Source organism: Atlantibacter sp. (assembly GCF_032062175.1).
Classification (GTDB): domain Bacteria; phylum Pseudomonadota; class Gammaproteobacteria; order Enterobacterales; family Enterobacteriaceae; genus Atlantibacter.
In genome coordinates, this window is the sequence record NZ_DAMBQK010000002.1 from 18,359 (window position 1) to 44,921 (window position 26,563).

The window sequence follows — 26,563 nt, forward strand, 5'->3', positions numbered from 1 at the left end:
TATCAAGAGAGTGTGGAAATGGCGATGCTGCGCTCGCGTCTCTATTACCGGTTATTCGATCAACGTACCCGCAGCGGCCGGCGCTTTGAAGCGCTGTGCGGTTTTATCGCGCTGCTTAGCGTGGTTGTGGTATTTATCGAATCCGGTTTTGGCACCCAATATCATCCTTCCGGCTACCAGCGGATGATCTTTGTTGGTCTGGAAATTGGCTTTACGCTGCTGTTCACCGCCGAATATTTACTGCGGCTCTGGGTATGGCCCAATCCGGCCCACTATGCGTGGAGCGTTTGGGGCATTATTGATTTACTGACGCTGCTGCCGCTCTACGTTCTGCTGCTGTGGCCGGAGTTTGCACTGAGCTATGTCTATCTCTGGCGGGCCATGCGGGCTATCCGGGTATTCCGTATCCTGAAACTGCTGCGCATTATGCCTGCGGTAAACAGTCTGTGGCGTTCGGTGGTCAATGCCCGGCATCAGTTGATCCTGTTTTACAGTTTTATTGGCATTGTGATGGTGATTGCCGGGGCGCTGATGTACGGCATTGAAGGGCCAGAAAGCGGCTTTAAAACGCTGGGGACGGCGGTGTACTGGGCAGTGGTGACGGTTACCACTGTCGGTTATGGCGATATTACGCCGCAAACCGCTGCCGGGCGGCTGGTGGCGTCGCTGCTGATCTTAATCGGTTATTCCGTTATCGCCATCCCGACCGGGATCCTGACCGCGCAAATGACCACGGAATTGCAGAACCGAAATAAAGCGCGGGCTTGCCCAAAATGTAAAACACAGGGCCATGAAGTGACGGCGAAATATTGCAATAAGTGCGGCGGGGCATTACCAAAAAGCGATGAATAAGACGCGGCGGACGCCGCGCCAGATTATTCACGCCACAGGATATGACAGAATTTATGATCTTTTTCGCGGCACAGCAGTACGCGGGCAAATACATCGGTGATTTCACCGTCTTCGCTATCCGCCAGGCCAATCACCACTTCGGAGAAGAAATCAGGATTTAAATCGAAATCCACATGCTGTTCCCATTCCTGGGACGGGTCGAAAAGCTCTGCGCCGCCGCGCTCTTCGAACTGCAAATTAAACAGAATAATATCGGCCGGATCGAGATTATCCGCCGCCAGCTCGAGAAAAATATCGTATGCCTGATCCAGCGTTTCGTCTTCCGTCAGGCGATTATTCAGATCCATTTCCATCATCACTACCTTGATTGATTCATTGAGGCCCGTTTTACAGCAACGGGCTAAAGAAGTAAAACAAACGCTCGGTGATCCGCTGCCATAACGGGCGTTTTACCCACAAACGCACGTCCAGCAACCGGGAGCGTGAAATATAATCGTCCTGTACGGCGGCGAGATCGGCGGCGAAACCCGCGTCGTCGATCACCAGCGTGATTTCAAAATTGAGCCACAGGCTGCGCATATCCAGATTGACGGTTCCCACCAGGCTTAATTGCCCATCCACCAGTACGCTCTTGGTATGCAGCAGGCCGCCTTCAAACTGGTAAATTTTCACCCCGGCGGCCAGTAGCTCGGTAAAGAAGGCCCGGCTGGCCCAGCCCACCAGCATCGAATCATTTTTGCGCGGCAGAATAATGCTCACATCCACGCCGCGCTGCGCAGCGGTGCAAATCGCGTGCAGCAAATCATCCGACGGCACAAAGTAGGGCGTGGTCATAATCAGGTATTCCCGTGCGGCATACACCGACGTTAACAGCGCCTGGTGAATCAGATCTTCCGGGAAGCCCGGCCCGGAGGCGATGGTCTGTATCGTATGCCCGCTGGCCTGCTCAAACGGCATAATATTGACATCCGGCGGGGGCGGCAGCAGGCGCTTACCGGTTTCGATTTCCCAGTCGCAGGAATACACAATGCCCATCGCGGTCGCAACCGGGCCTTCCATGCGCGCCATTAAATCCACCCACTGGCCCACGCCGGCATCCTGTTTAAAAAAGCGCGGGTCCACCAGGTTCATACTGCCGGTATAAGCGATGTAGTTATCGATCATCACCATTTTGCGATGCTGGCGTAAATCCATGCGGCGCAGGAACACACGCATCAGGTTTACTTTTAACGCTTCCACCACTTCCACGCCCGCATTGCGCATCATCGCCGCCCAGGGACTGCGGAAAAACGTCACGCTGCCGGCGGAATCCAGCATTAAGCGGCAATGCACGCCGCGCCGCGCCGCCGCCATTAATGACTCCGCGACCTGATCGGCCATGCCGCCCGGTGCCCAGATATAAAAAACCATCTCAATATTGTGGCGGGCGAGCTGGATATCGCGGATGAGCGCCTGCATTACATCGTCGGAATCCGTCAGTAACTGAAGTTGGTTGCCTTTAACGCCGCTGATGCCCTGACGCCGTTCACACAGTTGGAAAAGCGAGCTCGCCACCTCGCTGTTCTCTTCGGCGAAGATATGTTTGCAGGCTTTTAATTCATGCAGCCATTTTGCCGTAGAAGGCCACATCGCGCGGGCGCGCTCGGCCCGGCGTTTACCGAGATGCAGTTCGCCGAACGATAAATAAGCGATGATTCCAACCAGCGGAAGAATATAAATTATCAGCAGCCAGGCCATGGCGGAGGGAACGGCGCGGCGTTTCATCAAAATACGCAGCGTCACACCGGCAATAAGCAGCCAATAACCCAAAAACACCAGCCAACTCATCACGGTGTAGAAAGTCGTCATATCCTGAAAATCCTTTTGATTCGCTGTCTTATGAGTGTACGCACAAGTCGCCATCCATCAAACAGAAAATGCGCCAGAAAACCCCTATGAAGCCACCCGGAAGGGTCTATAATGACGCGTCTGTTCTTATTAAGAGTAGTAGTCATGAGGCGTAGTAGAACTGAGGTTGGGCGCTGGCGGATGTTACGCCAGACTCAGCGGCGCAAATCGCGCTGGCTGGAAGCGCAGTCGCGACGCAATATGCGGATCCACGCCATCAGAAAGTGCATTGTTAATCGTCAACGCGGCACTTTACTGTTTGCAATCCACGCGATGTAAGCGCAAAAAAGAGGGCACCGCATGCGGTGCCCAATGATTTTTTACTCGTCTGCTCAGAAAACCTTTTTATACGGCTTCACCGAAACGGTTTTATATACGCCTGCCGCGATATAAGGATCTGCCTGGGCCCAAGCCTCGGCATCTTCGAGCGATTCGAATTCAGCGATAACCGTTGAACCGGTAAAACCCGCAGCGCCAGGTTCATTGCTGTCGACAGCTGGCATCGGCCCGGCGGTCAGCAATTTCCCTTCATCCCGCAGCAATTGCAGACGAGCCAGGTGAGCAGGGCGCACCGACAAACGTTTTTCCAGAGAATCAGCATTATCTTCAGCGTAAATCACGTAAAGCACAGGCAGAGTTCCTTTAAAAATCATAAGAGCGTTTACGGTATTGGAAAGTGCCTGATTCTGCAACGTAAAGATAAACTCCCTGCTAATTCCTTAACATATTCCGGGTGTTTTTGAGGTTTGCCAGACGAGATTTATCTCAACGGGTGATGCGTTGTTGAATATGATTGCTATTTGCATTTAAAATCGACCCATCGCTCATTTAACGAAATTGCTATGACTTCAATGACCCTCGATTTACCTCGTCGTTTTCCATGGCCAACACTGCTGTCAGTGGCGGTACATGGTGCCGTAGTGGCGGGGCTGCTTTATACCTCGGTACATCAGGTTATTGAATTGCCTGCGCCGTCGCAGCCTATCTCCGTGACAATGGTTGCGCCGGAAGTGCTTGAGCCGCCGCAGCCGGTGGTCGAGCCGCCACCACCGGAACCGGTGGTTGAACCGGAGCCAGAGCCTGAACTGCTGCCGGAGCCGCCGAAAGAAGCGCCGGTGGTGATCCACAAACCCGAGCCGAAGCCAAAACCGAAGCCTAAGCCAGTGAAAAAAGTGGAAGAGCAGCCGAAGCGTGAAGTGAAGCCCGCCGAGCCGCGCGCTGCCTCGCCGTTCGAGAATAAAACCCCGGCGAAAACGGTGACAAACCGTCCGGCTGCGCCCGCGCCTGCCGTGGCCGCGCCGTCAGGTCCCCGCGCGGTGAGCCGAAACCAGCCGACCTATCCGGCGCGTGCCTTTGCGCTGCGGATGGAAGGTAACGTCCGGGTGAAATTCGACGTGGGTGCCGATGGCCGGGTAGATAACATCCAGGTGTTGTCTGCCAAACCGACCAACATGTTCGAGCGAGAAGTGAAAAACGCGATGCGCAAATGGCGCTATGAGCCAGGTAAACCGGGTAATGGACTGGTGGTGAACATTGTGTTCCGCATCAATGGCGGCGCGACGGTGGAATAACCCTCTCCATAAATAACGAAGCACGCCAGATGGCGTGCTTTTTTTTACGTTAACGCGGGCAATGGTCGGGGTTTCCCCTGTTCGTCCACCGCGACATAAATAAACAGCGCTTCGGTGGCTTTATAACGCTGGCCGATAGGTTCGGAAGAGACTTTTTTCACCCACACCTCCATATTAATGGTCACTGAGGTGGTGCCGCGCTTGATACAGCTGGCGTAGCAGCAGACCACATCGCCTACCGCGACCGGGCGCAGAAAGGTCATCCCGTCAACGCGCACGGTCACCACGCGGCCATGAGCCTGCTCTTTCGCCATAATTGCGCCGCCAATATCCATTTGCGACATCAGCCAGCCGCCGAAAATATCCCCGTTGGCGTTGGTATCCGCTGGCATTGCCAGTGTGCGTAATACCAGTTCTCCCTGCGGCGCAACTTGCTCATTACTCATTTTTTTTCTTCCTGCGGCATATGGCGGTAAATATAAATCCCGCTTAACAGCGTGAACACCAGGGTTAACGCCGTCAGGCCAAAGACTTTGAAATTGACCCACACGCTTTGCGGCAGCCAGAACGCGATATAAATATTGGCGAGGCCACAGCCAATAAAGAACAGCGCCCAGGCGACATTCAACCGCGACCACACCGCCTGCGGCAGCGTCAATTCTTTGCCAAGCATACTTTGGATCAGGGGCTTTTTCATGATCCACTGGCTAATCAGCAAGGCGCTGGCAAACAGCGCGTAAATCACGGTGACTTTCCATTTAATAAATTCATCATTGTGGAAAAACAGCGTCAGGCCGCCGAATACCGCCACCAGAACAAAGGTAATTAACGCCATTTTTTCAATTTTGCGGTATTTAAACCAGCTATAAACCAGCACCACGGCGGTGGCAACAATCAGCGCCGCGGTTCCGGCATAAATGTCGTACAGCTTATAAAACGCAAAGAAGACAATCAGCGGTAAAAAGTCGAGAAACTGCTTCATAATCGATTCCGTAACGAAAGGCTCCTGACTATAACGCCACAGCCAGGAGCAGGGACAGGTTATTGGCGTAACAGCATGTACAGGCGATAAAGATAGATTAGCAGCAGCGCTGAAATTAAATTGCTCAGCGTGTTCGCCACAATCGCGCCCACCTGAGGAGTCAACGCCGCAAAGCCGGAGGCCATCAGCAGCAGGGCAGTTTTCGCCAGCAGCCAACTCATCACCGCCGGCGCGACCAGGCGCATATTGCTCCAGGCCAGGCGCATACTGTTACGCATCGCCTGGAAAATACCCACTTTATCCTGCACCAGCATGATCGGCGCCAGCGAAAGCACAATCGCCAGAATCACGCCCGGCAAAACGATCAACATTATGCCGACTTGCACTAAGAGCGTGGTCAGTAAAATCAGCAGAAACATGCGCGGCAAAACCGGCGCGCTGGCACCAATCGCGCGCAGGGCGCTCACCGGTTGTCCGGCGGAAACCATCTGGATCAGCAATAAAATGCCGCCCGCGAGGATCGCGTTCCCGAACAGGCCGGAAAACGTCGACACCGCTGAGGCGCGCAGTAACACCTGCTGCTGCTCTGGCGTCATATTTTGCACCAGTTCAAACAGCCCAACGCTCCCGGTTAAATTATCGCCCTCGCTAAGAATCGACAGCTGTTCTTCGCTGGGTGAAAAGGCATGCCCAAAAAGAACGGTAATAAAGGCACATAACAGCGCGATCAGCAGGATAGTAACCAGCTGATTGCGAAAAAAATTCCCCGTGTCACGGTAAACGGATTTTGCCGTGATAGACATGCACTCTCCTTGAGTTGATTGCCGTATTAATCTGGCGGCAATTGTAACCTGGATGGGCTGTCACTTGCAGCACTGTGAATGGTCAAGCTCAGTAAATCTGTGCCATACAGCGGCGGCAAACCGTAATGGGCGCGGGCGCGGTTACAAGCGTCTTCGGTAACACCGTTTTCACCCGACTGGGTAAATTCCCGGCACGGAGAAGGCCGCTGCTGATAAATCGCACAGCTCACGTTAATGCCTGGTTCACCCCGGAGCGCCACGCAACGGCTCTGGCGCTGGTTGGTGCCGCGCATGCAGCGAAGAAAAGGGCTGACAGGCTCCGTCAGTTGGGCAGGGACCAGACCCCCCGCATCATCGGCTTCCGCCCAGTAAAAAGAGACACGAAAAAACGCACAACAGGCACCGCAAGACAAGCATTCATTACTCATCGTACACCCGCACTCAACGCATTCGCTTAAAGAGGAGTTATCACGTTAGCCAGCCTTAACGGTGCACGCAAGATGTTAAAAATAAATTTTATTTGTTCTGTAACCTGGCGATTGATGTGGATGCAAAGTGTTGATGGGTGAAAGACATGTAAAAATTAATCTAAATCAAGAAATGTTAAATTTACAAAATAAGTGTGATCGAATCGAGATCACTTATTACTTCTTTGTAGGTATATTCATCGCGCAAATAAAACCACAAAGAGGGAATGGATATGAAGAAGCTGACAGTGGCATTGGCACTTTTGGGTTGTTTTTCGGGTGTTGCGCCAGCTCACGAAGCAGGTGAATTTTTTATGCGCGCGGGAACCGCGACGGTGCGCCCAACGGAAGGTTCGCAGAATGTACTGGGCATGGGGGGTTTTAACGTCAGTAATGATACCCAACTGGGCCTGACGTTTACCTGGATGGCGACGGACAATATCGGTGTGGAACTGCTGGCAGCGACGCCGTTTCGTCATAAAGTCGGTCTGGGCCCGACAGGCGATCTGGCGACCGTTCACCAGCTACCGCCGACACTCATGGCGCAGTGGTACTTTGGCGATGCCTCCAGCAAAGCGCGTCCTTATGTTGGCGTTGGGGTGAACTACACCACGTTCTTTGATACCAAATTCAACGACACCGGTAAGGACGCGCAGCTAAGCGACCTGAGCGTTAAAGACTCCTGGGGCGCGGCGGGTCAGGTCGGCCTGGATTACCTTATCAATCCGGACTGGCTGATTAACATGTCTGTGTGGTACATGGATATCGATACTGAAGTGAAATTCAAAGCGGCAGGCGAGCAGCAGAATATTAAAACCCGTATTGACCCTTGGGTGTTTATGTTCTCGGCAGGATACCGTTTTTAATTTTCCTTAGCCTCTGACGCAGTAAAGAATGGAGGCGGGTCAATTTTTGGTAAGTCATAAACTGGCCGCGCGTCGGCCAGTTTTTATCCCGGCTACACTTTCTGGGAAGCGGTAAAAAATAAACTGAAATCGTTCGGATAGTTGTTATGAATACTATTGGTTTTAACATAAATGTTACTTCCTATCGCATTGATAGCGATTTCCGGCAGGCGTTACGGATCCTTCAGCAATAAGATTGAATCGGTGCCATTTCAGGGAGAGCAGCAATGAATATCGAAAAATATCAAGAATTTGCGAATTATCTCAGGGTGATTGTGGAGGGTGAGCGCGACCAGTGCGTTATTGATAAGAATTTATTATTAACGGCCGCCGCCGCCATTGATGAATTATCCAGCCGGCTGACTTCGGCTCATCCGCCGTTTCATATTAGTAAAGTCAGCACCTTGCCTCTGTCATCGTCATGCCGTACGGCGCGTTATATCGCTAAAGCGCCGCTGGAATAACCTGCCGCTATCAACAGATTTGCGTCCATCCCAGTCTGTTCTGTAACGGTTTGCGGACGAAAGACAATAACCGCCGCTTTCCGGGCATGTTCCGCTATCTCCGCGCTTTTCGCATTAACTCAATGACATCGCCTGTTATTCGCAGAAATAAAAAAGCCCCTGAATCAGGGGCCTTATAGCGGGACGATCATCCCTGGCGGGTCGCGGCTTTCAGGCTTTGCACAAAGGCCCTCAGTTCGCTCAGCATCGCGCTGTGATCGTTGAGGTTCTTCTCAATAATCTTCACGATGGCAGAGCCAGAAATTGCTCCGGCAGCGCCTGCGCTAATTGCGGCTTCCACCTGCGACGGCTCAGAGATCCCAAAGCCCTGCAACGGCGGTGCGGCATGGTATTCGGTCAGCTTGTCGATCAGATGATTCAGCGGCACGCTGGCGCGGTTTTCCGCACCGGTAACGCCTGCGCGAGACAGCAGATAAGTATAGCCGCGACCGCGTGAGGCAATCTGGCGCAGAAGATTATCATCAGCATTCGGCGGGCAGATGAAAATCGGTGCCACGTTATGGCGCAGCGCCGCTTCGCTGAACGGCGCGGATTCTTCTACCGGCACATCCGCCACCAGCACCGAATCCACACCCACCTGGGCGCATTTCTGGTAAAACGCGTCGATGCCGTTACTGAACACCAGGTTAGCGTACATCAGCAGACCAATCGGGATCTGCGGGTGCTTCTGGCGGATAGCCGCCAGCATCTCAAAGCACTGCGCAGGGGTCACGCCGGACGCAAAAGCACGCAGGGTGGCGTTCTGGATCGTCGGGCCATCCGCCAGCGGGTCAGAGAACGGGATGCCCAGCTCCAGCGCATCCGCGCCCGCGTCGATCAGGGTGTCGATAATCCGCAGTGACTGTTCCGGAGAGGGGTCGCCGAGGGTGACGAAAGGTACAAACGCCCCTTCCTTACGGGCTTCAAGCTGCGTAAACAACTGCTCATAACGTTCCATCAGATTTCCCCTCTTGCTTTCAAAATATCGTGAACAGTGAAGATGTCTTTGTCGCCACGGCCAGAGAGGTTAACCACCAGCAGTTGCTCTTTTTCCGGGTTCTCATGCGCCATTTTCAGGGCGTGAGCCAGCGCGTGTGAGGATTCCAGCGCCGGGATAATCCCTTCTTTCAGGCACAGGGTTTTAAACGCTTCCAGCGCTTCATCATCGGTAATCGACACATAATCCGCGCGGCCTGTGCTGTTCAGATACGCATGCTGTGGGCCGACAGACGGGAAATCCAGACCGGCAGAAATGGAATAGGACTCTTCGATTTGCCCGTCTTCGGTCTGCATCATCGGCGATTTCATGCCGAAGTAAATCCCAACGCGGCCATGCCTCAACGGCGCGCCGTGTTCGCCGGTTTCAATACCGTGGCCGGCTGGCTCTACACCGATCAGCCCCACGCTCTCTTCTTCAATAAAGTCCGCGAACATGCCGATGGCGTTAGATCCACCGCCCACGCAGGCCAACACTGCATCCGGCAGACGGCCTTCTTTTTCGAGAATTTGCGCTTTGGTTTCTTCGCCAATCATGCGCTGGAATTCACGCACGATGGTCGGGAACGGGTGCGGGCCCGCTGCGGTGCCCAGCATATAGTGGGCGCGGTCGTAGCTGCCGGACCAGTCGCGCAGCGCCTCGTTACAGGCGTCTTTCAGCGTAGCGGAACCGCTGTGCACCGGGATCACTTCCGCGCCCATCAAGCGCATACGGAACACGTTCGGCGACTGGCGCTCCACATCTTTCGCACCCATATAGATGCGACACTTCAGGCCGAGCAGGGCGCTCGCCAGGGCAGAGGCCACGCCGTGCTGGCCCGCGCCGGTTTCGGCGATGATTTCGGTTTTACCCATCCGCTTCGCCAGCAGCGCCTGGCCCAGCACCTGGTTGGTTTTATGCGCGCCGCCGTGCAGTAAATCTTCACGCTTCAGATACAGCGTGGTGCGGGTGCCTTCCGTGATGTTCTGGCATTTGGTTAACGCGGTTGGGCGACCGGCGTAGTTTTTCAGCAGATCGGTAAACTGCGCCTGGAACTCCGGGTCCTTCTGCGCGCTGACAAACGCTTCTTCAAGCTGGCGCAGGGCAGGCATTAGGATCTGCGGAACATACATACCGCCGAATTCACCAAAATAGGGGTTCAGTAATGTTGTCATGGTCTCTTCCTTAATAGGCCCGCAGCGTTTTAAACACCGCCGCCAGCTTGTTGCTGTCTTTGATACCCGGCGCGCTTTCCACGCCGGAATTGAAATCTAACCCGCTGCAACCGAGTTTGGCCGCATCGACGCAGTTATCCGCGCCCAGTCCGCCTGCCAGTAATACGTTATCGAGCCGTTGGCCTGCCAGTAATGACCAGTCGAAACGCTGGCCGCTGCCGCCCTGGCCGTTATCGAACACATAGCGGTCGACAAACTGTAAATCCCGCGCCGGAAGGCTGTGCGCCACGCTGAGCGCTTTCCAGATTGCCACGTCGTCGGGCAAGGCTTCGCGCAGGGCGCTAATATAGGCCTGGTCTTCACTACCATGCAGTTGCACGGCAGATAAATTCAGGGTTTTGGCGATTTCCGCAGCCTCCTGAAGGGCGCTGTCGCGGAACACCCCCACATAGCGCAGCGGTGCGGCAGCGATTACCGTACTGGCCTGCTCCGGTGAGACGTAGCGCGGGGATGACGATGCGAAAATCAGCCCGCCGAAGATTGCGCCCGCTTCATACGCGGCTTGCGCATCCTGAGGGCGGGTCAGGCCGCAGACTTTATTTTCGCCCAACAGCACGCGGCGTACTGCGGCGTTGAGGTCATCCTGGCCCATCAGGGCAGAGCCGATCAGAAAACCGTTGGCGAAATGGCTAAGTTCGCGAACCTGGGCATAGCTGTTAATGCCGGATTCGCTGATCACCGTGACGCCTGCGCCGAGGCGCGGTGCCAACTGGCGGGTGCGGTCCAGATCAATCGACAGGTCACGCAGGTCGCGGTTGTTAATGCCGACGACCTTCGCTTCCAGCGCGATGGCGCGTTCCAGCTCCTCTTCATTGCTAACCTCGGTCAACACGCCCATCTTCAGGCTGTGGGCCACGGCCGCCAGTTGACGGTACTGCTCGTCGTCCAGCACCGAGAGCATCAGCAGGCAGGCATCAGCCTGGTAGTAACGCGCCAGGTAAATCTGGTAGGCATCGATAATAAAATCTTTGCACAGCACCGGCTGTGGGGCGATCTGGCTGACGATGGGCAGGAAGTCGAAGCTGCCCTGGAAATATTTCTCATCGGTCAATACCGAAATCGCCGAGGCGTGGTGCTTATAAACGCCTGCGATACGCGCCGGGTCGAAGTCATTGCGGATCACGCCTTTGGACGGCGACGCCTTTTTACATTCGAGAATAAAGACGGTCCGCGCACCCTGCAACGCCTCGTAAAAATGGCGCTGGCTCGGCACAATGTCATTCTGGAAGCTGGACAGCGGTTGCTGTGCTTTGCGCGCTTCCACCCAAATGGCTTTGTCGGCGACGATTTTCGCTAACACGGTTTGCATGATTTATCCTCTCGCTGCCAATGCGGTAACACGATCGTAAGCGGCACCACTGCGCAGCACCTCGATAACCCGTTGAGCGTTTGCCCTGAGATCCTCTTCGCCGTGTAAACGCAGCAGCATCGCGACGTTAGCGGCCACGGCGGCCTCATGAGCGCTCTCGCCTTTACCTTGTAACAGGCGGGTCAGAATGTCACGGTTTTCTTCCGGCGTACCGCCCAGTAACGCGTCCTGATGATAAGGCGTCAGGCCAAAGTCTTCAGCGGTCAGCTGATAGCTTTTGATTTCGCCGTTATGTAGCTCCGCCACCAGGGTCGGGGCATGCAGCGACACTTCATCCATCCCGCCGCTGTGAACCACGGCGGCGCGCTGATAGCCCAGCACGCGCAGGGTTTCGGCAATCGGCAGCACCAGCTCCGGGCTGTAAACGCCAATCAGCGCCAGCGGCGGGTGCGCCGGGTTAATCAGCGGCCCCAGCACATTAAACAGGGTGCGGGTTTTCAACTGCTGGCGGACCGGCATGGCGTGACGAAAGCCGGTGTGGTATTTCGGGGCGAACAGGAAGCAAACGCCCAGTTCATCCAGCGCTTTACGTGATAAATCGGCGTTCATATCCAGATTGATACCGAACGCCGCCAGCAGATCCGACGAACCCGAACGGCTGGAAACGCTGCGGTTGCCGTGTTTCGCCACTTTCATCCCGACCGCTGCCGCCACAAAAGCGCTGGCGGTAGAAATATTGATGCTGTTGCTGCCGTCGCCGCCGGTGCCAACGATATCGGCAAACAGGTAATCCGGGCGCGGGAAAGGTGCGGCGTTCTCTAACAGCGCCGTCGCGGCCCCGGCGATTTCATTCGGGTGCTCGCCGCGTACTTTAATGCTGACCAGCGCCGCCGCCAGCTGTTCCGGCTTCAGCTCGCCGCGCACAATTGCCGAGAACAGCTGGTGGCTCTCTTCGCGGCTCAGGGTTTGCGCCTGATACAGCTTGTCGAGGATCGGCTGAATAGTATTTTTCTCTTCCAGCGATTTCAGCGCCCAGGCGAGGGTTTGCTCCAGCAGGCGCGCGCCCTGGCTGGTAAGGATTGATTCCGGGTGAAACTGGAAACCGACCACGCGATCCGCATCGTGGCGCACGCCCATCACCATCCCGTTGAAGTGGGCATTGATGGTCAACCCCGCCGGGACGTTGCTGCCTACCAGCGAATGGTAGCGCGCCACCGGCAGCGGATTGGGCAACCCGGCGAACATTGCTTCCCCGTCGTGGGTAATGTTGGAGGCTTTGCCGTGCAGGATTTCCCCGGCCTGGCCCACGTAGCCGCCATAGGCTTCGACAATCGCCTGATGGCCGAGGCAGATGCCGATAATCGGCAGCTTGCCGCGCATCCGGGTCAGCAGTTCCGGCATACAGCCCGCTTCTGACGGCGTGCCCGGGCCAGGGGAGAGCATCAGTACCGGGCTTTTCATGGTCGCCAGCCGATCAATTAAGGTCTGCGCCGGAACATGGTTACGGTAGATCACCACATTGTGCCCGCTGGCCCGCAGCTGATCGGCCAGGTTATAGGTGAACGAGTCGATATTATCGAGCAGCAGAATGTCGGCCATTAGAAAATCTCCTGTGCGTGGTGTGCCGTGGCGATTGCGCGCAACACCGCGCGAGCTTTATTACGTGTTTCATCTGCTTCTGACTGCGGCACCGAGTCGAGTACCACGCCTGCGCCCGCCTGGACGGTGGCGATGCCATCTTCGACATAGGCCGAACGGATCACAATGCAGGTATCCAGATCGCCGTGGGCGGTGAAATAGCCGACCGCGCCGCCGTAGCTGCCGCGCCGCGTACCTTCCGCTGCCGCGATAAGCTGCATGGCGCGGACTTTCGGCGCGCCGCTCAGGGTGCCCATGTTCATGCAGGCGCGATAGGCGTGCAGCACATCCAGATCCCGGCGCAGTTCGCCCACCACGCGTGATACCAGGTGCATCACGAAGGAGTAACGGTCAACTTTGGTTAAGTCCGCCACGTAGCGGCTGCCCGGTGTGCAGATGCGCGCCAGGTCGTTACGCGCCAGATCCACCAGCATCAAATGTTCAGAGAGTTCTTTATGGTCGGTGCGCATTTCCAGTTCGATACGGCTATCCAGGTCGCGGTCCAGCGAGCCATCGGCGCGGCGGCCACGCGGACGGGTGCCGGCAATCGGGTAGATTTCAATCTGGCGGGACACGGCGTCATATTTCAGCGAGCTTTCCGGCGATGCGCCAAACAGCGTGAAATCGTTATCCTGCATAAAAAACATGTACGGGCTGGGGTTGCTGTTTTTCAGCGTCTCATAGGCGGCGAGCGGCGACGGGCAGGGTAGCGTAAAGCGGCGTGACGGCACCACCTGGAAAATTTCCCCGGCGCGAATCGCTTTTTGCATATCGCGTACGACCGCGCCGTACTCTTCATCGCTCTGATTGCATTCGCAGCGCAGGGTCGGCACGGTTTCCACCGGCAGCGGCTCTGCAGGCTGACTCAACTGTTGGGTGATTTCGTCAATACGTTGCGCCAGACGACGCGCTTCGCTGTCTGACGGGGTGAACTGGCTGGTTTGAATACGGATATATTTTTTCTGATGGTCGATAACCAACAGGGTTTCCGCCAGGTAGAAGCAGTAGTCCGGGCAGCGGTTATGCTGCTCAACCGCAGGCAACTCTTCAAAACCGGCAACCAGGTCGTAGGCAAACAATCCGCCGAAGAACATGGCTTCACGCTCTTCTGCCGGAACGGTGACCAGTTCCTGTAACAGGCGGAAGGTATCGAACACCGACAGCGAGCACAGGCGCGCGTCTTCATCCAGCAGCGCGCTCACCGGCGGGAAGCGCAGCACGCGGCCCTGGGCCAGGATTTGATTGTCGATCCCGGCAGGCAGCGCTTTATCCAGTAAATCCAACAGCGCTGCGCCGTTAGCGGTCAGCGCGTCAATGGTGACAGTGTCACCCAGCGCCGTAATGCGCAGCGCGCTGTCCACCAACAACAGGCTTTTTAACGAGTCTTTACTGTCGATATCCGCCGATTCCAGCAGCAGCGTGGCAGGGCGAGAAGCGCAAAGCTGATGAAACAGCGCGGTCGGATTATCGCGATAGGCGGCTTCGTAAGCCTGGAGTTGCAACGCGGGTTTCTGGGTTTGCATATCGGTTCTCATTATTCTGTTCAAAAAAAAGCCCGCTTGATGGCGGGCTGGGTATCTGGTGTGCGTGGCGCACAGTGGATTCACTGCCCTGAGTCAGGAAGTGCGCCACCAGCGGTTAACAATCATGTTTGCTTTCATCTTCAGATACCTGTCTTGTGTGAACTTGTGTACTAGTTAACTAGTTCGATGCGTTGGCGTCAAGAGGTTTTCTTATTTTTTTCCAGACAAGAGTAAATCATGACCTCGACCAGAGCCTGTTGACGCCAGGCGCAGTATAAAACGTTGCCCATCACAGGAGGTTTTATGCCAGGGATAAATTATAAACAGGGCGCTATCGTCGGTTCGATAGTTGCGCTTATCGCATGTCGTTCGACGCTGAACAGCAATGACGTGGAAATGCTTCACCGTAAACCGGGCGCAAACGAGAGTACATTAGTTGTACAAGGTTCGATGCCGGCCAATACTGCGTTAAGTGTCAGCGCTGAATATGAATCCAGCACGTGCCGGGAAACCGAGCTGATATTTCCGTATGGTGAAATCACCAATCCCACCTTTCATGAAAAAAACCGTTACGCCTGGGTGAGGCATAATATTGCCGCGTCTTCGTCTGAACAGCCCTTTAATGTTGCGTTACTAAGCGGTGAGCCGGGAAAATGTCAATGGCACATGACATCGCTGATTGCCGACTGGTCTTACACCGATGTCGGTCATGCAAAAAAACCGCTGTCGTGGCGTAATAAATTTATTGATCGAAGCAATAGCGAGGAAGCACGCGATTTACGCTATACGCCACTAATTTATGCATTGCAGGTTCACGAAGATAATAATGCTAAAACCACAGAGGAAATCCGTCTGGCGTCGAGCGATAATAATAACAGTGAGTGGTTCCAGGCTGATGAAGTTGAAGATTATATTGATTTGAATCCGACAACGCAGCGTTCCATTACTCTCAAGCCGACGCTCGATTTAAACCATATCGTTGCGATTACCAGCCATTTCAAAACCGGTACCCAATGGGGCGAAAAATATTACGACGAAACCATTCGATACCCCGATGGAACAACGTTCTTCTTCGATCGTAATCCAGACGCGCAGGTGCCAGCGGGGGCGTTGAGAATGCAGCAAAACCGCGCGCTTTTTAGCCCTGATCGGCCTGAGTCGCAAATTAACACCCTAATAAAAAGTGCCGATCCCTCCGCCAAACGGCAGTTGGCTGAAATCTATGAACTGGGCCACGCCGTGGAACAGGATCGACCCAAAGCGCATGCGCTGTACGAAACAGCGGCAAAAGGGGGCGATATTCCCGCCATGCAGTGGATGAAAAAGCAGGCGGGATACGCTCAGCAGCCAAAACAGGTACGCTACTGGCAGCATAAGCTGGCGATGGCTGATGACATCCAGGCAAAATTTGATGACGCCCGGGATGACCTGTGCGAACAAAAAAATCAAGTTCATGCCGAAGAGGTTATTGCGTCTCTGGCGGCGAATGGGACGCAGAGAATGAAAAATTTCGCCCTTTTTTGGCAGAACATAAACCAGCCTGAAAACGCTCAGGATAAACGCGCATGGTTTGAGGATTGCCGCCGCTAACAAGTTTACTGGGGTGACAGGCGTTAAATTGATAAGATAGCTTTTTAACATCCGTTACCTCCGGAATCGCTTTGAATCACACGACGCAACCCCCTGTTTACGATCTTCACAGCCATACGGTCGCCTCTGATGGCGCGCTCACGCCGGAACAACTGGTGCACCGCGCCGTTGAGATGGGCGTGACCACGCTCGCCATTACCGATCACGACTCCACCGCAGGCCTGCCCGCTGCGCATCGGGAAATCACCCGACAGCAACTGCCTCTGCAACTGATCAACGGCAGTGAAATTTCCACGCTGTGGGAAAACCATGAGATTCACATCGTCGGGCTGAACATCGATATTGAACACCCTGCGTTAATTGAATTCCTTGGCGAACAACATGCGCGCCGCAACCGCCGTGCCGAAATGATCGCCGAACGGCTGGAGAAAGCGCGTATTCCCGGTGCCTGGGAAGGCGCGCTGCGCCTGGCGGACGGCGGAACGGTCACGCGCGGCCATTTTGCCAAATTTTTAATAGAGGACGGGCGCGCCAATTCGATGGCTGACGTGTTTAAACACTATTTAGCCCGTGGGAAAACCGGTTATGTGCCGCCGCAGTGGTGTACAATAAAACAAGCTATTGATGTGATTCACCATTCTGGCGGTCTGGCGGTGGTTGCCCATCCGGGGCGTTATCGGCTGTCGGCGAAGTGGCTTAAGCGTTTGCTGGGACATTTTGCCGAACAGGGCGGCGACGCGATGGAAGTGGCGCAGTGCCAGCAAGCGCCCGACGAGCGCGCGAAACTTGCCGCGTATGCAACCCAATTCGGACTGTTGGCATCACAGGGATCGGATTTTCATCAGCCTTGCCCGTGGATCGAGCTGGGCCGCAAACTCTGGCTTCCCGAAGGCCTTCAGCCTGTCTGGCAGCGCTGGGACGCGCCAGAATCGAGTAAAGAGAGGGCAGTATGAGTCAGTTTTTTTATATTCATCCGGATAACCCGCAGCCGCGGCTGATCAACCAGGCCGTGGACATTGTGCGTAAAGGCGGGGTGATCGTTTACCCCACCGATTCCGGCTACGCGCTGGGCTGTAAACTGGAAGAGAAGGGCGCGATGGAGCGCATTTGCCGTATTCGTCAGTTGCCGAACGGCCACAACTTCACGCTGATGTGCCGCGACCTGTCGGAGCTGTCGACCTATGCGTTTGTGGATAACGTGGCGTTTCGCCTGATTAAAAATAATACGCCGGGCAATTACACCTTCATCCTGAAGGGCACCAAAGACGTGCCGCGTCGGTTGTTACAGGAAAAGCGTAAGACTATTGGTCTGCGCGTGCCGTCAAACCCGATCGCGCTGGCCCTGCTGGAAACGCTGAACGAGCCGATGCTGTCCACCTCGCTGATGCTGCCGGGCAGCGAATTTACCGAATCCGACCCGGAAGAGATCAAAAACCGCCTGGAAAAAGTGGTCGATTTGATTATTCACGGCGGCTACCTCGGCCAGCAGCCCACCACGGTGATTGATTTAACCGACGATTCGCCGGTGGTGGTGCGTGAAGGCGTGGGCGACGTTAAGCCTTTCCTGTAATGCCCTGAGCCGCTATACTACGCGGCCTTAAAGGCGGCGGGTCACTGCCGCCTTCCCCATTCGACGCCTGGGAAGGCGACATCTTAAGGAAGCTCTATGAGCGAGAAGCTACAAAAAGTATTGGCCCGCGCCGGTCACGGTTCGCGCCGCGAACTCGAAACCATGATCTCTGCTGGTCGCGTCAGCGTTGATGGCAAAATTGCCACCCTGGGCGATCGCGTTGAAGTTAACAGCGCGCTAAAAATTCGTATTGATGGCCATCTGATTTCAATTAAAGAATCCGCCGAGCAGATTTGCCGTGTGCTGGCCTATTACAAACCGGAAGGCGAGCTGTGCACCCGTAACGATCCGGAAGGCCGCCCGACGGTGTTTGACCGTCTGCCGAAGCTGCGCGGCGCGCGCTGGATTGCGGTAGGGCGTCTGGACGTGAATACCTGCGGTCTGCTGTTGTTCACCACCGATGGTGAACTGGCTAACCGTCTGATGCACCCGAGCCGTGAAGTGGAACGCGAATACGCGGTACGCGTGTTTGGTCAGGTTGAAGACAGCAAAGTTAACGATCTGGCGCGCGGCGTTCAGCTCGAAGATGGTCCAGCGGCGTTCAAAACCATTAAATTCACCGGCGGTGAAGGCATTAACCAGTGGTACAACGTCACCCTGACAGAAGGGCGCAACCGTGAGGTGCGTCGTCTGTGGGAAGCGGTAGGCGTACAGGTTAGCCGTTTGATCCGCGTGCGCTACGGTGACATCCCGCTGCCGAAAGGCCTGCCGCGCGGTGGTTATACCGAGCTGGACTTAGCGCAAACCAACTACCTGCGCGAGCTGGTAGGCCTGCCTGTTGAAACCAGCAGCAAAGTGGCGGTAGAAAAAGATCGTCGTCGTATGAAGGCGAACCAGATCCGCCGTGCGGTAAAACGTCACGGCCAGACTACTGCGCGCCGCAGCAGCGGCCCGGCAGTGAAGAAAACCCGCGAAAGATAATCGCCTTTGCTCATAAACAGAGATGGTCGCTTAAGGCGACCATTTTTTTGCGCACAGATCAGTAATCGATGCCCATCTGGGCTTTCACGCCCGCGTCGAATGCGTGTTTTACCGGACGCAATTCGCTCACCGTGTCGGCAATTTCAAGAATATCGCGATGGCAGCCACGCCCGGTAATAATCACCGTTTGCTGTTCAGGGCGATTATTTAACGCTTCCAGCACCACCTCCAGCGGCAGATAGTCATAGGCCACCATATAGGTCAGCTCATCCAGCACCACCAGATCCAGTGACGCGTCGCGCAGCATACGCTCGGCGTGCTGCCATGCAGAGAGGCAGGCGGCGGTATCGGATTCGCGGTTTTGGGTTTCCCAGGTAAAGCCGGTGGCCATGGTCTGGAACTCGACGCCGTGTGGCTCCAGTAAATTCCGTTCGCCGTTAGGCCAGGTCCCTTTGATAAATTGCACCACACCGGCTTTTTTACCGTGGCCCACCGCGCGGGTCACGGTGCCGAAAGCGGCGGTGGTTTTGCCTTTGCCGTTGCCGGTAAACACCATCAGTATGCCACGCTCTTCCTGGGCATTGGCAATGCGGGCATCCACTTTCTCTTTTACTCGCTGCTGGCGTTGCTGGTAACGATCGTCACTCATTCAGAAATTCCTGGTTTTCGGTTGGGTTGGGCATCAAAGGTCATGCCGGTTTTGCGACGGCTGTCGTCGCCCATCAGCCACAGATAGAGCGGCATCAAATCGCGTGGGGTCTTGAGTTTATTCGGATCTTCCGACGGAAACGCATTGGCACGCATCGCGGTGCGGGTACCGCCGGGGTTGATGCAATTTACCCGCAGATTGCGGTGGACATACTCTTCCGCCAGCACCTGCATCATGCCTTCGGTGGCGAATTTCGACACGGCGTAGGCTCCCCAACCCGCGCGGCCCTGACGGCCAACGCTTGAGGAAGTAAATACCAGCGAGCCCGAATCAGACTTCAGCAGCAGCGGGATCAGCGCCTGGGTCAGAAAGAAGGTGGCATTTACGTTCACCTGCATGACATCCAGCCAGCTTTCCGGGGTTTGTTCGATCATTGGCCGCACTTCGCCGAGCGCGCCCGCGTTATGCAACACCCCGTCGAGCCGGGGAACCTGGGCGGCGATTTGGCTTGCCAGCTCCTGGCACTGCTGCGGCGTGGCGCTGGAGAAGTCGAGAATGAACCAGCGCGGCTGCGCATAGCCTTGCTGATGAATAGCGTGCGCGACATCGCGCAGTTTTTGCTCGTTGCGGCCCAGCAGGACCACCTCGGCACCGTATTGCGCATAGGTCATCGCCGCTTCTCGGCCAATACCATCGCTGGCACCGGTGACCAGAATGATGCGATTTTGCAGCAAATCGCGTTGGGGTTGATAGTGCACAAATCACTCCTGAGCGGGCAGTTAGCGTGCGAAACAGGGTCTTTTCACAGAGATTTAACGTGTTATGCCTGAATCCGCCCGCTATTTCAATCAGCCATCCGCCCCGGTAGCCGAAGGTTAACATTTTGAAATAATTCACCGTCGATGAAATTTACGGGATAGATTCCATGATAAACATGTCATACGAGACTGATCGGGCTTGAGTCGGTAAACTCAAGCTAACTTTTGGACGTAATATCAAGGCGGATGTTGTGGATCTACTTTCTGAATATGGGTTGTTTTTAGCCAAAATCGCCACGGTTGTGATCGCTATTGCGATTGTTGCAGCCATTATCGTCAATGTTGCCCAACGCAGGAAACAGCAGCGCGGGGAATTACGCGTGACCCGTTTGAGCGAACAATATAAGGAAATGCAGGAAGAGATGGCGGTGTCGCTGCTCGATCCCCATCAGCAAAAACTGTGGCATAAAGCGCAGAAGAAACAGCACAAGCAGGAAGCCAAAGCGGCGAAAGCGCTGGCGAAGCAGGGTAAACCGACCGCGGATGGCCGTGCCAAATTGTACGTGCTCGACTTTAAAGGCAGTATGGATGCCCATGAAGTGACGTCACTCCGTGAAGAGGTGACGGCGGTGCTGGCGGTGGCGACGCCGCAGGATGAAGTGCTGGTGCGTCTTGAAAGCCCCGGCGGCGTGGTTCACGGCTACGGTCTGGCGGCCTCGCAGCTCCAGCGGCTGCGCGAGCACAGTATCCCGTTAACGGTCGCCGTGGACAAAGTTGCGGCCAGCGGCGGTTATATGATGGCCTGCGTGGCCAGCCATATCGTGGCGGCACCGTTTGCCATCGTCGGCTCGATTGGCGTAGTGGCGCAGATCCCCAACTTTAACCGTCTGCTTAAACGCAATGATATTGATGTGGAATTGCATACCGCCGGGCAATATAAACGTACCCTGACGCTGTTTGGCGAGAACACCGAAGAAGGGCGCGAGAAATTCCGCGAAGATCTCAACGATACGCATCTGCTGTTCAAAAGCTTTGTTAAAGAGATGCGCCCGAGCCTGAATATTGATGAGGTGGCGACCGGCGAACACTGGTATGGCGTTCAGGCGAAAGAGAAAGGGTTGGTCGACGCCATCAGCACCAGCGACGATCTGATTCTGGAAAAGATGAAACAGCGGGACGTGGTCGGTGTGCGCTATCTGCGGCGTAAAAAAATGATGGACCGTTTTACCGGCAGCGCGGCGGAAAGCGCCGATCGCTTGCTGCTACGCTGGTGGCAGCGCGGTGAGAAACCGCTGCTGTAACCGCGCAACGTGAAAGAGGCCATACGGCCTCTTTTTTAATCCTGCAAACGATATTTTTCAGACAGTTCGTGGGCGAGGTATTTAAACATGTTAAATACCGCCGTGCTCTTCGGCGTCGGCAAACCTTGTTCGTCCAGGAAGTATTCGCCTCTAAAAACCAGCACCCCGCTTTTCTGCTCAACGTCAGTGGCTACGATGCCCGCGATATAATCTTCATGTTCGACAATTAATGCATTTGCTTTTTCAAGCAGTGTTTTTTTGTCTATCGGTTGAATCGTCTGTTGCATAGTCTACTCCTTCAAAACTGCGCGTAGTGTACGCCGGGCCTGACATAAGGTGCAAATTTTCCCAGAAAGAGAGTGTGGATTTATCCTCACCGACAAGTTGGCGCTCACGAGCAAGGCATGCTAATAAAGTTGCGTAACGAATTTTATCAGGTAGAGTGTGACGCTTTCGCAAATCTGGCAACAGAATTGCTTGACATTCGACCAGACTTTCGTCGTGCTGTGTCGTCATGGCGCGAAAAACCTGCTGTCTCAGGCACCTGAAAGTGCGTTCCGTCGCATTGGTCAAAGAAGCAGGGTTGAATTCCTTTACGGCTATCGCAATATCTCCTGGCGTATGGCCCGATAAAGTGAATTATCGTGCGACGTCATTTGGAAGAATCAACCAGGTAAAGGTGAATATGGGTAAAGCTCTCGTTATCGTTGAGTCCCCGGCAAAAGCCAAAACGATTAACAAGTATCTCGGCAATGACTACGTGGTGAAATCCAGCGTCGGTCATATCCGTGATTTGCCGACCAGCGGATCAACCCAAAAAAAGAGCGCTGACTCTGCCTCCACCAAAACGGCCAAAACCGGCAAAAAAGTCAAAAAGGATGAACGCGGTGCGTTAGTCAATCGCATGGGCGTCGATCCGTGGCATGACTGGGAAGCACAGTACGAAGTGCTGCCGGGCAAAGAGAAAGTTGTCTCTGAACTGAAATCGTTGGCTGAAAAAGCTGACCACATCTATCTCGCAACCGACCTTGACCGCGAAGGGGAAGCCATTGCATGGCACCTGCGGGAAGTGATCGGCGGCGACGACACCCGCTATAGCCGCGTGGTGTTCAACGAAATTACCAAGAATGCGATTCGCCAGGCGTTTGAGAAGCCGGGCGAACTGAATATCGACCGGGTTAACGCTCAGCAGGCGCGCCGCTTTATGGACCGCGTCGTGGGCTACATGGTTTCTCCGCTGTTGTGGAAGAAAATCGCCCGTGGCCTGTCTGCCGGACGCGTGCAGTCCGTTGCAGTTCGTCTGGTTGTTGAGCGCGAGCGTGAAATCAAAGCCTTCGTGCCGGAAGAATACTGGGAAATCGATGCCGCGCTGACCACCCCGAAAGGCGACGCGCTACAGGTTGAAGTGACCCACCAGAACGACAAACCGTTCCGTCCGGTTAACCGCGATCAAACTATGGCGGCGGTAAGCCTGCTTGAAAAAGCGCGTTACACCCTGCTGGATCGTGAAGATAAACCCACCAGCAGCAAGCCTGGCGCGCCGTTTATCACCTCGACGCTGCAACAGGCAGCCAGCACGCGCCTCGGCTTTGGCGTGAAGAAAACCATGATGATGGCCCAGCGTCTCTACGAAGCGGGTTACATCACCTATATGCGTACCGACTCCACCAACCTGAGCCAGGACGCGGTGAGCATGGTGCGCGACTACATTAAAGACGAATTCGGCAAAAAATACCTGCCGGAGTCGGCTAACCAGTACGCCAGCAAAGACAACTCCCAGGAAGCGCACGAAGCCATTCGTCCTTCGGATGTAAGCGTGGTCGCGGACGTGCTGAAAGATATGGAAAGCGATGCGCAGAAACTGTACCAACTGATCTGGCGTCAGTTCGTGGCCTGTCAGATGACCCCGGCGCAATACGACTCCACCACATTGACCGTTAAAGCAGGCGATTTCCGCCTGAAAGCGCGTGGCCGTACCCTGCGCTTTGATGGCTGGACCAAAGTGATGCCTGCGTTGCGTAAAGGCGACGAAGACCGTACGCTGCCTGCCGTTGAGCCTGGTGACGTACTGTCCCTGGTCGAACTGACGCCGGCGCAGCACTTCACCAAGCCGCCTGCACGCTTTAGCGAAGCGTCCCTGGTCAAAGAACTGGAAAAACGCGGTATTGGCCGTCCGTCTACCTATGCATCGATCATCTCTACTATTCAGGATCGCGGCTATGTGCGGGTTGAAAACCGCCGTTTCTACGCGGAGAAAATGGGTGAGATCGTCACCGACCGCCTGGAAGAAAACTTCCGCGAGCTGATGAATTACGACTTCACTGCCCAGATGGAAAGCAGCCTCGACCAGGTGGCAAACCATCAGGCTGAATGGAAAGCGGTGCTTGATAACTTTTTCGGTGATTTTACCCGTCAGTTAGCTACGGCGGAGAAAGACCCGGAAGAGGGTGGGATGCGTCCGAACCAGATGGTGTTGACCAGCATCGACTGCCCGACCTGCGGTCGCAAAATGGGCATTCGCACCGCCAGCACCGGAGTGTTCCTGGGTTGTTCCGGCTATGCGCTGTCGCCAAAAGAGCGCTGCAAAACCACCATCAACCTGGTGCCAGAAAACGAAGTGCTCAACGTGCTGGAAGGCGATGATGCCGAAACCAACGCCTTGCGCGCCAGGCGCCGTTGCCAGAAATGCGGCACCGCGATGGACAGCTACCTGATCGATCCGAAGCGCAAAATCCACGTTTGCGGCAATAACCCGACCTGCGATGGCTATGAAATCGAAGAGGGTGAGTTCCGCATCAAGGGCTATGACGGCCCGATCGTCGAGTGCGAGAAGTGCGGTTCGGAGATGCATCTGCGTATGGGCCGTTTCGGTAAGTACATGGCCTGTACTAACGACGAGTGCAAAAACACCCGTAAGATTTTACGTAACGGCGACGTTGCGCCACCGAAGGAAGATCCGGTTCCGTTACCGGAGCTGCCGTGCGAGAAATCCGACGCGTACTTCGTGCTGCGTGACGGCGCGGCGGGCGTGTTCCTGGCAGCGAATACATTCCCGAAATCGCGAGAAACCCGTGCGCCGTTAGTGGAAGAACTGTACCGCTTCCGCGATCGTCTGCCGGAAAAACTGCGTTATCTGGCAGATGCCCCGCAGAAAGATCCGGAAGGTAATCCGGCGGTGGTTAAATTCAGCCGTAAAACCAAACAGCAGTACGTTTCTTCAGAGAAAGCGGGTAAAGCCACCGGTTGGTCTGCGTTTTACGTCGACGGCAAGTGGGTGGAAGGCAGTAAGTAACTTGCTGTAAATAGAAATAAAAAAGGGCTGGAGAAATCCGGCCCTTTTTGTTTATTACGGCGTTATTATTTATTTTCACCATCTATACACAGAAGATATAAATGATATAGTGGTTATAGTTAACCTCTTTTTTAGACTGATTCGGTCTTAATCTCGTCAGAAAGCGCAGTCAGCGCGGATGGTCTGCCATGAAACTACAACAGCTTCGTTATATCGTTGAGGTGGTCAATCACAACCTTAATGTCTCGTCGACAGCAGAAGGGCTGTATACGTCCCAGCCCGGTATCAGTAAACAAGTCCGCATGCTGGAAGACGAGTTAGGAATTCAAATTTTTGCCCGTAGCGGCAAGCATTTAACCCAGGTGACGCCAGCCGGGCAGGAAATCATCCGCATTGCCCGGGAAGTGCTGTCGAAAGTGGACGCCATCAAATCGGTCGCGGGAGAGCATACCTGGCCAGATAAAGGCTCGCTGTATGTCGCCACCACCCATACTCAGGCGCGTTACGCGCTGCCTGGCGTGATTAAAGGCTTTATTGAGCGTTATCCGCGCGTATCCTTGCATATGCACCAGGGCTCGCCAACGCAAATTGCTGAAGCGGTCTCAAAGGGCAACGCGGACTTTGCCATCGCCACCGAAGCGTTGCACCTGTATGACGATTTAGTGATGCTGCCGTGCTACCACTGGAACCGTTCGATTGTCGTCACGCCGGATCATCCGCTGGCGTCTAAAGAGTCGGTCACTATTGAGGAACTGGCGCAATACCCCCTGGTGACTTACACCTTCGGCTTTACCGGGCGCTCGGAACTGGATACTGCCTTTAACCGCGCCGGGCTGACTCCGCGTATCGTGTTTACCGCTACCGATGCGGATGTCATTAAAACCTACGTACGCCTCGGCTTAGGGGTAGGGGTTATCGCCAGCATGGCGGTGGACCCGATTGCAGATCCGGATCTGGTGCGTCTGGACGCCCACGAAATTTTTAGTCACAGCACCACGAAAATCGGTTTTCGCCGCAGCACGTTTTTAAGAAGCTATATGTACGACTTCATTCAGCGTTTCGCTCCGCATTTAACCCGCGATGTGGTGGATACCGCCGTGTCGCTGCGTTCTAATGAGGATATTGAAGAAATGTTCAAAGACATTAAATTGCCTGCTAAATAAGCGGCTCTTTAATAAAGAATATATTATCTGCTGCCGATTAAACGGTAAGATTTCCCGTTAAAAGCCCACGTGTTAAACATGGGCTTTCTGTCTCTGTGGGACGACAAAAATAGAAAATAATTTCCATCCCGGCAAATCCCGGGTTTCGATTATTTATTTGATGTCAAAAGATTGATTATTTAGATGGTGATCTCACATAAATCTGCTGGCTTTTTTGATACTTTTTAATTAGGATTTGTCTCATCAATTGATTAATTCTGACTATTGTTTGGTGAAACATGATAAGCAATGTCGATTATATGAGGACCCCGATGCCTTCAGAAAGCCATCAGCCACAATGTGGTGCGAACCTGAAACGTAGAGCCTGGCTCGCGGCGTTCGCACTGTCCGCCCTGTTTTGGGTTGTGGTTGGCGGGCTTGCCTGGTACATCTGGGGCTAGTATGGTTTCGGAAGAGAACAAGACGACGGGCGCTGAGACGGATCGCGATGGCGAGACGCAACAGGAACAAAAACCGACAATCCCGACGTCATGGACTCTGACCAAACAGCAAAAAGCGTTTATCGATTTGTTTTCGCAAGATGACGAGACAAATAACGAATAACAGAT

General features: G+C 54.7%; 29 protein-coding genes and 1 other annotated feature. Of the genes, 14 read left to right on the forward strand and 15 right to left on the reverse strand.

What is annotated here, in order from left to right:
* The first annotated feature begins 18 nt into the window (after window positions 1–18).
* A complete protein-coding gene (locus RT120_RS02295; RefSeq protein ID WP_312978873.1) occupies window positions 19–852 on the forward strand; it encodes an ion transporter in 834 nt (277 codons plus the stop codon).
* Window positions 853–875: 23 nt separating this feature from the next.
* Here the strand turns inward: RT120_RS02295 and RT120_RS02300 are convergent, their stop codons facing one another.
* Together RT120_RS02300 and cls are read right to left on the reverse strand one after the other, a co-directional pair.
* A complete protein-coding gene (locus RT120_RS02300) occupies window positions 876–1,205 on the reverse strand; it encodes an HI1450 family dsDNA-mimic protein (protein WP_183171560.1) in 330 nt (109 codons plus the stop codon).
* Between the two features lie 34 nt (window positions 1,206–1,239).
* Complete coding sequence (cls, locus tag RT120_RS02305) at window positions 1,240–2,700, reverse strand: cardiolipin synthase (protein ID WP_312978875.1); 1,461 nt, start codon at window positions 2,698–2,700, stop codon at window positions 1,240–1,242.
* 144 nt (window positions 2,701–2,844) lie between these two features.
* On the opposite strand from cls, the gene RT120_RS02310 reads away from it, so the two are divergent.
* Window positions 2,845–3,018 carry a YciY family protein gene (locus RT120_RS02310; protein WP_312978877.1) on the forward strand — a complete coding sequence of 58 codons (174 nt, stop codon included), beginning with the start codon at window positions 2,845–2,847 and terminating at the stop codon, window positions 3,016–3,018.
* Window positions 3,019–3,071: 53 nt separating this feature from the next.
* Here RT120_RS02310 and RT120_RS02315 read toward each other — a convergent pair whose 3' ends face one another.
* Window positions 3,072–3,368 carry a YciI family protein gene (locus tag RT120_RS02315; RefSeq protein WP_254488415.1) on the reverse strand — a complete coding sequence of 99 codons (297 nt, stop codon included), beginning with the start codon at window positions 3,366–3,368 and terminating at the stop codon, window positions 3,072–3,074.
* 213 nt (window positions 3,369–3,581) lie between these two features.
* Here RT120_RS02315 and tonB point away from each other — a divergent pair, with 213 nt between their 5' ends.
* Window positions 3,582–4,310, forward strand: coding sequence for a TonB system transport protein TonB (gene tonB / locus RT120_RS02320; RefSeq protein WP_312978879.1), 729 nt, complete (start codon window positions 3,582–3,584; stop codon window positions 4,308–4,310).
* A gap of 44 nt (window positions 4,311–4,354) precedes the next feature.
* Here the strand turns inward: tonB and yciA are convergent, their stop codons facing one another.
* Genes yciA through RT120_RS02340 form a run of 4 tightly spaced genes read right to left on the reverse strand, consistent with a single transcriptional unit; the run spans window position 4,355 to window position 6,523 of the window.
* Complete coding sequence (gene yciA / locus RT120_RS02325) at window positions 4,355–4,756, reverse strand: acyl-CoA thioester hydrolase YciA (RefSeq protein WP_312978882.1); 402 nt, start codon at window positions 4,754–4,756, stop codon at window positions 4,355–4,357.
* A complete protein-coding gene (locus RT120_RS02330) occupies window positions 4,753–5,292 on the reverse strand; it encodes a septation protein A (RefSeq protein ID WP_312978884.1) in 540 nt (179 codons plus the stop codon). The genes yciA and RT120_RS02330 overlap by 4 nt, the downstream gene beginning before the upstream one ends.
* Before the next feature lie 59 nt (window positions 5,293–5,351).
* Complete coding sequence (locus RT120_RS02335; RefSeq protein ID WP_312978887.1) at window positions 5,352–6,095, reverse strand: YciC family protein; 744 nt, start codon at window positions 6,093–6,095, stop codon at window positions 5,352–5,354.
* A 26-nt stretch (window positions 6,096–6,121) separates the two neighbouring features.
* A complete protein-coding gene (locus RT120_RS02340; protein ID WP_312978889.1) occupies window positions 6,122–6,523 on the reverse strand; it encodes a YkgJ family cysteine cluster protein in 402 nt (133 codons plus the stop codon).
* Between the two features lie 272 nt (window positions 6,524–6,795).
* On the opposite strand from RT120_RS02340, the gene ompW reads away from it, so the two are divergent.
* Together ompW and RT120_RS02350 are read left to right on the forward strand one after the other, a co-directional pair.
* A complete protein-coding gene (gene ompW / locus RT120_RS02345) occupies window positions 6,796–7,428 on the forward strand; it encodes an outer membrane protein OmpW (RefSeq protein ID WP_312978891.1) in 633 nt (210 codons plus the stop codon).
* A 266-nt stretch (window positions 7,429–7,694) separates the two neighbouring features.
* Window positions 7,695–7,931, forward strand: coding sequence for a hypothetical protein (locus tag RT120_RS02350; RefSeq protein ID WP_312978894.1), 237 nt, complete (start codon window positions 7,695–7,697; stop codon window positions 7,929–7,931).
* A 187-nt stretch (window positions 7,932–8,118) separates the two neighbouring features.
* On the opposite strand, the gene trpA is transcribed toward RT120_RS02350, so the two are convergent.
* From trpA to RT120_RS02375, 5 genes are read right to left on the reverse strand one after another with little or no spacing between them, the layout of a single operon-like run.
* Window positions 8,119–8,928, reverse strand: a complete 810-nt coding sequence (trpA, locus tag RT120_RS02355; RefSeq protein ID WP_312978896.1) for a tryptophan synthase subunit alpha — start codon at window positions 8,926–8,928, stop codon at window positions 8,119–8,121.
* A complete protein-coding gene (trpB, locus tag RT120_RS02360; RefSeq protein ID WP_312978899.1) occupies window positions 8,928–10,121 on the reverse strand; it encodes a tryptophan synthase subunit beta in 1,194 nt (397 codons plus the stop codon). Before trpB ends, trpA begins: the two co-directional genes overlap by 1 nt.
* A gap of 10 nt (window positions 10,122–10,131) precedes the next feature.
* Complete coding sequence (trpCF, locus tag RT120_RS02365) at window positions 10,132–11,490, reverse strand: bifunctional indole-3-glycerol-phosphate synthase TrpC/phosphoribosylanthranilate isomerase TrpF (RefSeq protein WP_312978901.1); 1,359 nt, start codon at window positions 11,488–11,490, stop codon at window positions 10,132–10,134.
* 3 nt (window positions 11,491–11,493) lie between these two features.
* The gene (gene trpD, locus RT120_RS02370; protein WP_312978904.1) at window positions 11,494–13,089 is read right to left on the reverse strand and encodes a bifunctional anthranilate synthase glutamate amidotransferase component TrpG/anthranilate phosphoribosyltransferase TrpD; all 1,596 of its coding nucleotides are present in this window, start codon (window positions 13,087–13,089) and stop codon (window positions 11,494–11,496) included.
* Complete coding sequence (locus RT120_RS02375) at window positions 13,089–14,651, reverse strand: anthranilate synthase component 1 (protein WP_312978907.1); 1,563 nt, start codon at window positions 14,649–14,651, stop codon at window positions 13,089–13,091. The genes trpD and RT120_RS02375 overlap by 1 nt, the downstream gene beginning before the upstream one ends.
* 22 nt (window positions 14,652–14,673) lie before the next feature.
* Window positions 14,674–14,768 (reverse strand) — a sequence feature (Trp leader region).
* A 186-nt stretch (window positions 14,769–14,954) separates the two neighbouring features.
* On the opposite strand from RT120_RS02375, the gene RT120_RS02380 reads away from it, so the two are divergent.
* The 4 genes from RT120_RS02380 to rluB all read left to right on the forward strand — a co-directional run bounded on the left by RT120_RS02380 (window position 14,955) and on the right by rluB (window position 18,792).
* Window positions 14,955–16,241 carry an SEL1-like repeat protein gene (locus RT120_RS02380; protein ID WP_312978910.1) on the forward strand — a complete coding sequence of 429 codons (1,287 nt, stop codon included), beginning with the start codon at window positions 14,955–14,957 and terminating at the stop codon, window positions 16,239–16,241.
* Window positions 16,242–16,312: 71 nt separating this feature from the next.
* The gene (gene rnm, locus RT120_RS02385; RefSeq protein ID WP_312978912.1) at window positions 16,313–17,194 is read left to right on the forward strand and encodes an RNase RNM; all 882 of its coding nucleotides are present in this window, start codon (window positions 16,313–16,315) and stop codon (window positions 17,192–17,194) included.
* Complete coding sequence (locus tag RT120_RS02390) at window positions 17,191–17,811, forward strand: L-threonylcarbamoyladenylate synthase (protein ID WP_312978915.1); 621 nt, start codon at window positions 17,191–17,193, stop codon at window positions 17,809–17,811. Before rnm ends, RT120_RS02390 begins: the two co-directional genes overlap by 4 nt.
* Before the next feature lie 96 nt (window positions 17,812–17,907).
* Entirely contained in the window at window positions 17,908–18,792 is an 885-nt protein-coding gene (rluB, locus tag RT120_RS02395; protein ID WP_312978917.1) for a 23S rRNA pseudouridine(2605) synthase RluB, read from the forward strand.
* Between the two features lie 58 nt (window positions 18,793–18,850).
* On the opposite strand, the gene cobO is transcribed toward rluB, so the two are convergent.
* Together cobO and RT120_RS02405 are read right to left on the reverse strand one after the other, a co-directional pair.
* A complete protein-coding gene (cobO, locus tag RT120_RS02400; protein ID WP_312978920.1) occupies window positions 18,851–19,441 on the reverse strand; it encodes a cob(I)yrinic acid a,c-diamide adenosyltransferase in 591 nt (196 codons plus the stop codon).
* Window positions 19,438–20,199, reverse strand: coding sequence for a YciK family oxidoreductase (locus RT120_RS02405; RefSeq protein ID WP_312978922.1), 762 nt, complete (start codon window positions 20,197–20,199; stop codon window positions 19,438–19,440). Before RT120_RS02405 ends, cobO begins: the two co-directional genes overlap by 4 nt.
* Before the next feature lie 251 nt (window positions 20,200–20,450).
* Here RT120_RS02405 and sohB point away from each other — a divergent pair, with 251 nt between their 5' ends.
* Window positions 20,451–21,500, forward strand: coding sequence for a protease SohB (gene sohB / locus RT120_RS02410; RefSeq protein WP_312978924.1), 1,050 nt, complete (start codon window positions 20,451–20,453; stop codon window positions 21,498–21,500).
* 35 nt (window positions 21,501–21,535) lie between these two features.
* Here the strand turns inward: sohB and RT120_RS02415 are convergent, their stop codons facing one another.
* Window positions 21,536–21,787, reverse strand: a complete 252-nt coding sequence (locus tag RT120_RS02415) for a YciN family protein (protein WP_312978927.1) — start codon at window positions 21,785–21,787, stop codon at window positions 21,536–21,538.
* 398 nt (window positions 21,788–22,185) lie between these two features.
* Between RT120_RS02415 and topA the strand changes: the two genes are divergently transcribed.
* The 4 genes from topA (at window position 22,186) to RT120_RS02435 (ending at window position 26,558) form a co-directional block, all read left to right on the forward strand.
* Window positions 22,186–24,792 (forward strand): type I DNA topoisomerase, encoded by a 2,607-nt coding sequence (gene topA / locus RT120_RS02420; protein WP_312978929.1) that lies wholly within the window; start codon window positions 22,186–22,188, stop codon window positions 24,790–24,792.
* Between the two features lie 188 nt (window positions 24,793–24,980).
* Entirely contained in the window at window positions 24,981–25,955 is a 975-nt protein-coding gene (gene cysB, locus RT120_RS02425; RefSeq protein WP_312978932.1) for an HTH-type transcriptional regulator CysB, read from the forward strand.
* A gap of 311 nt (window positions 25,956–26,266) precedes the next feature.
* Window positions 26,267–26,395, forward strand: coding sequence for a YmiA family putative membrane protein (locus RT120_RS02430; protein WP_312978935.1), 129 nt, complete (start codon window positions 26,267–26,269; stop codon window positions 26,393–26,395).
* Window position 26,396: 1 nt separating this feature from the next.
* Window positions 26,397–26,558, forward strand: coding sequence for a hypothetical protein (locus tag RT120_RS02435; protein WP_312978937.1), 162 nt, complete (start codon window positions 26,397–26,399; stop codon window positions 26,556–26,558).
* Window positions 26,559–26,563: the final 5 nt, after the last annotated feature.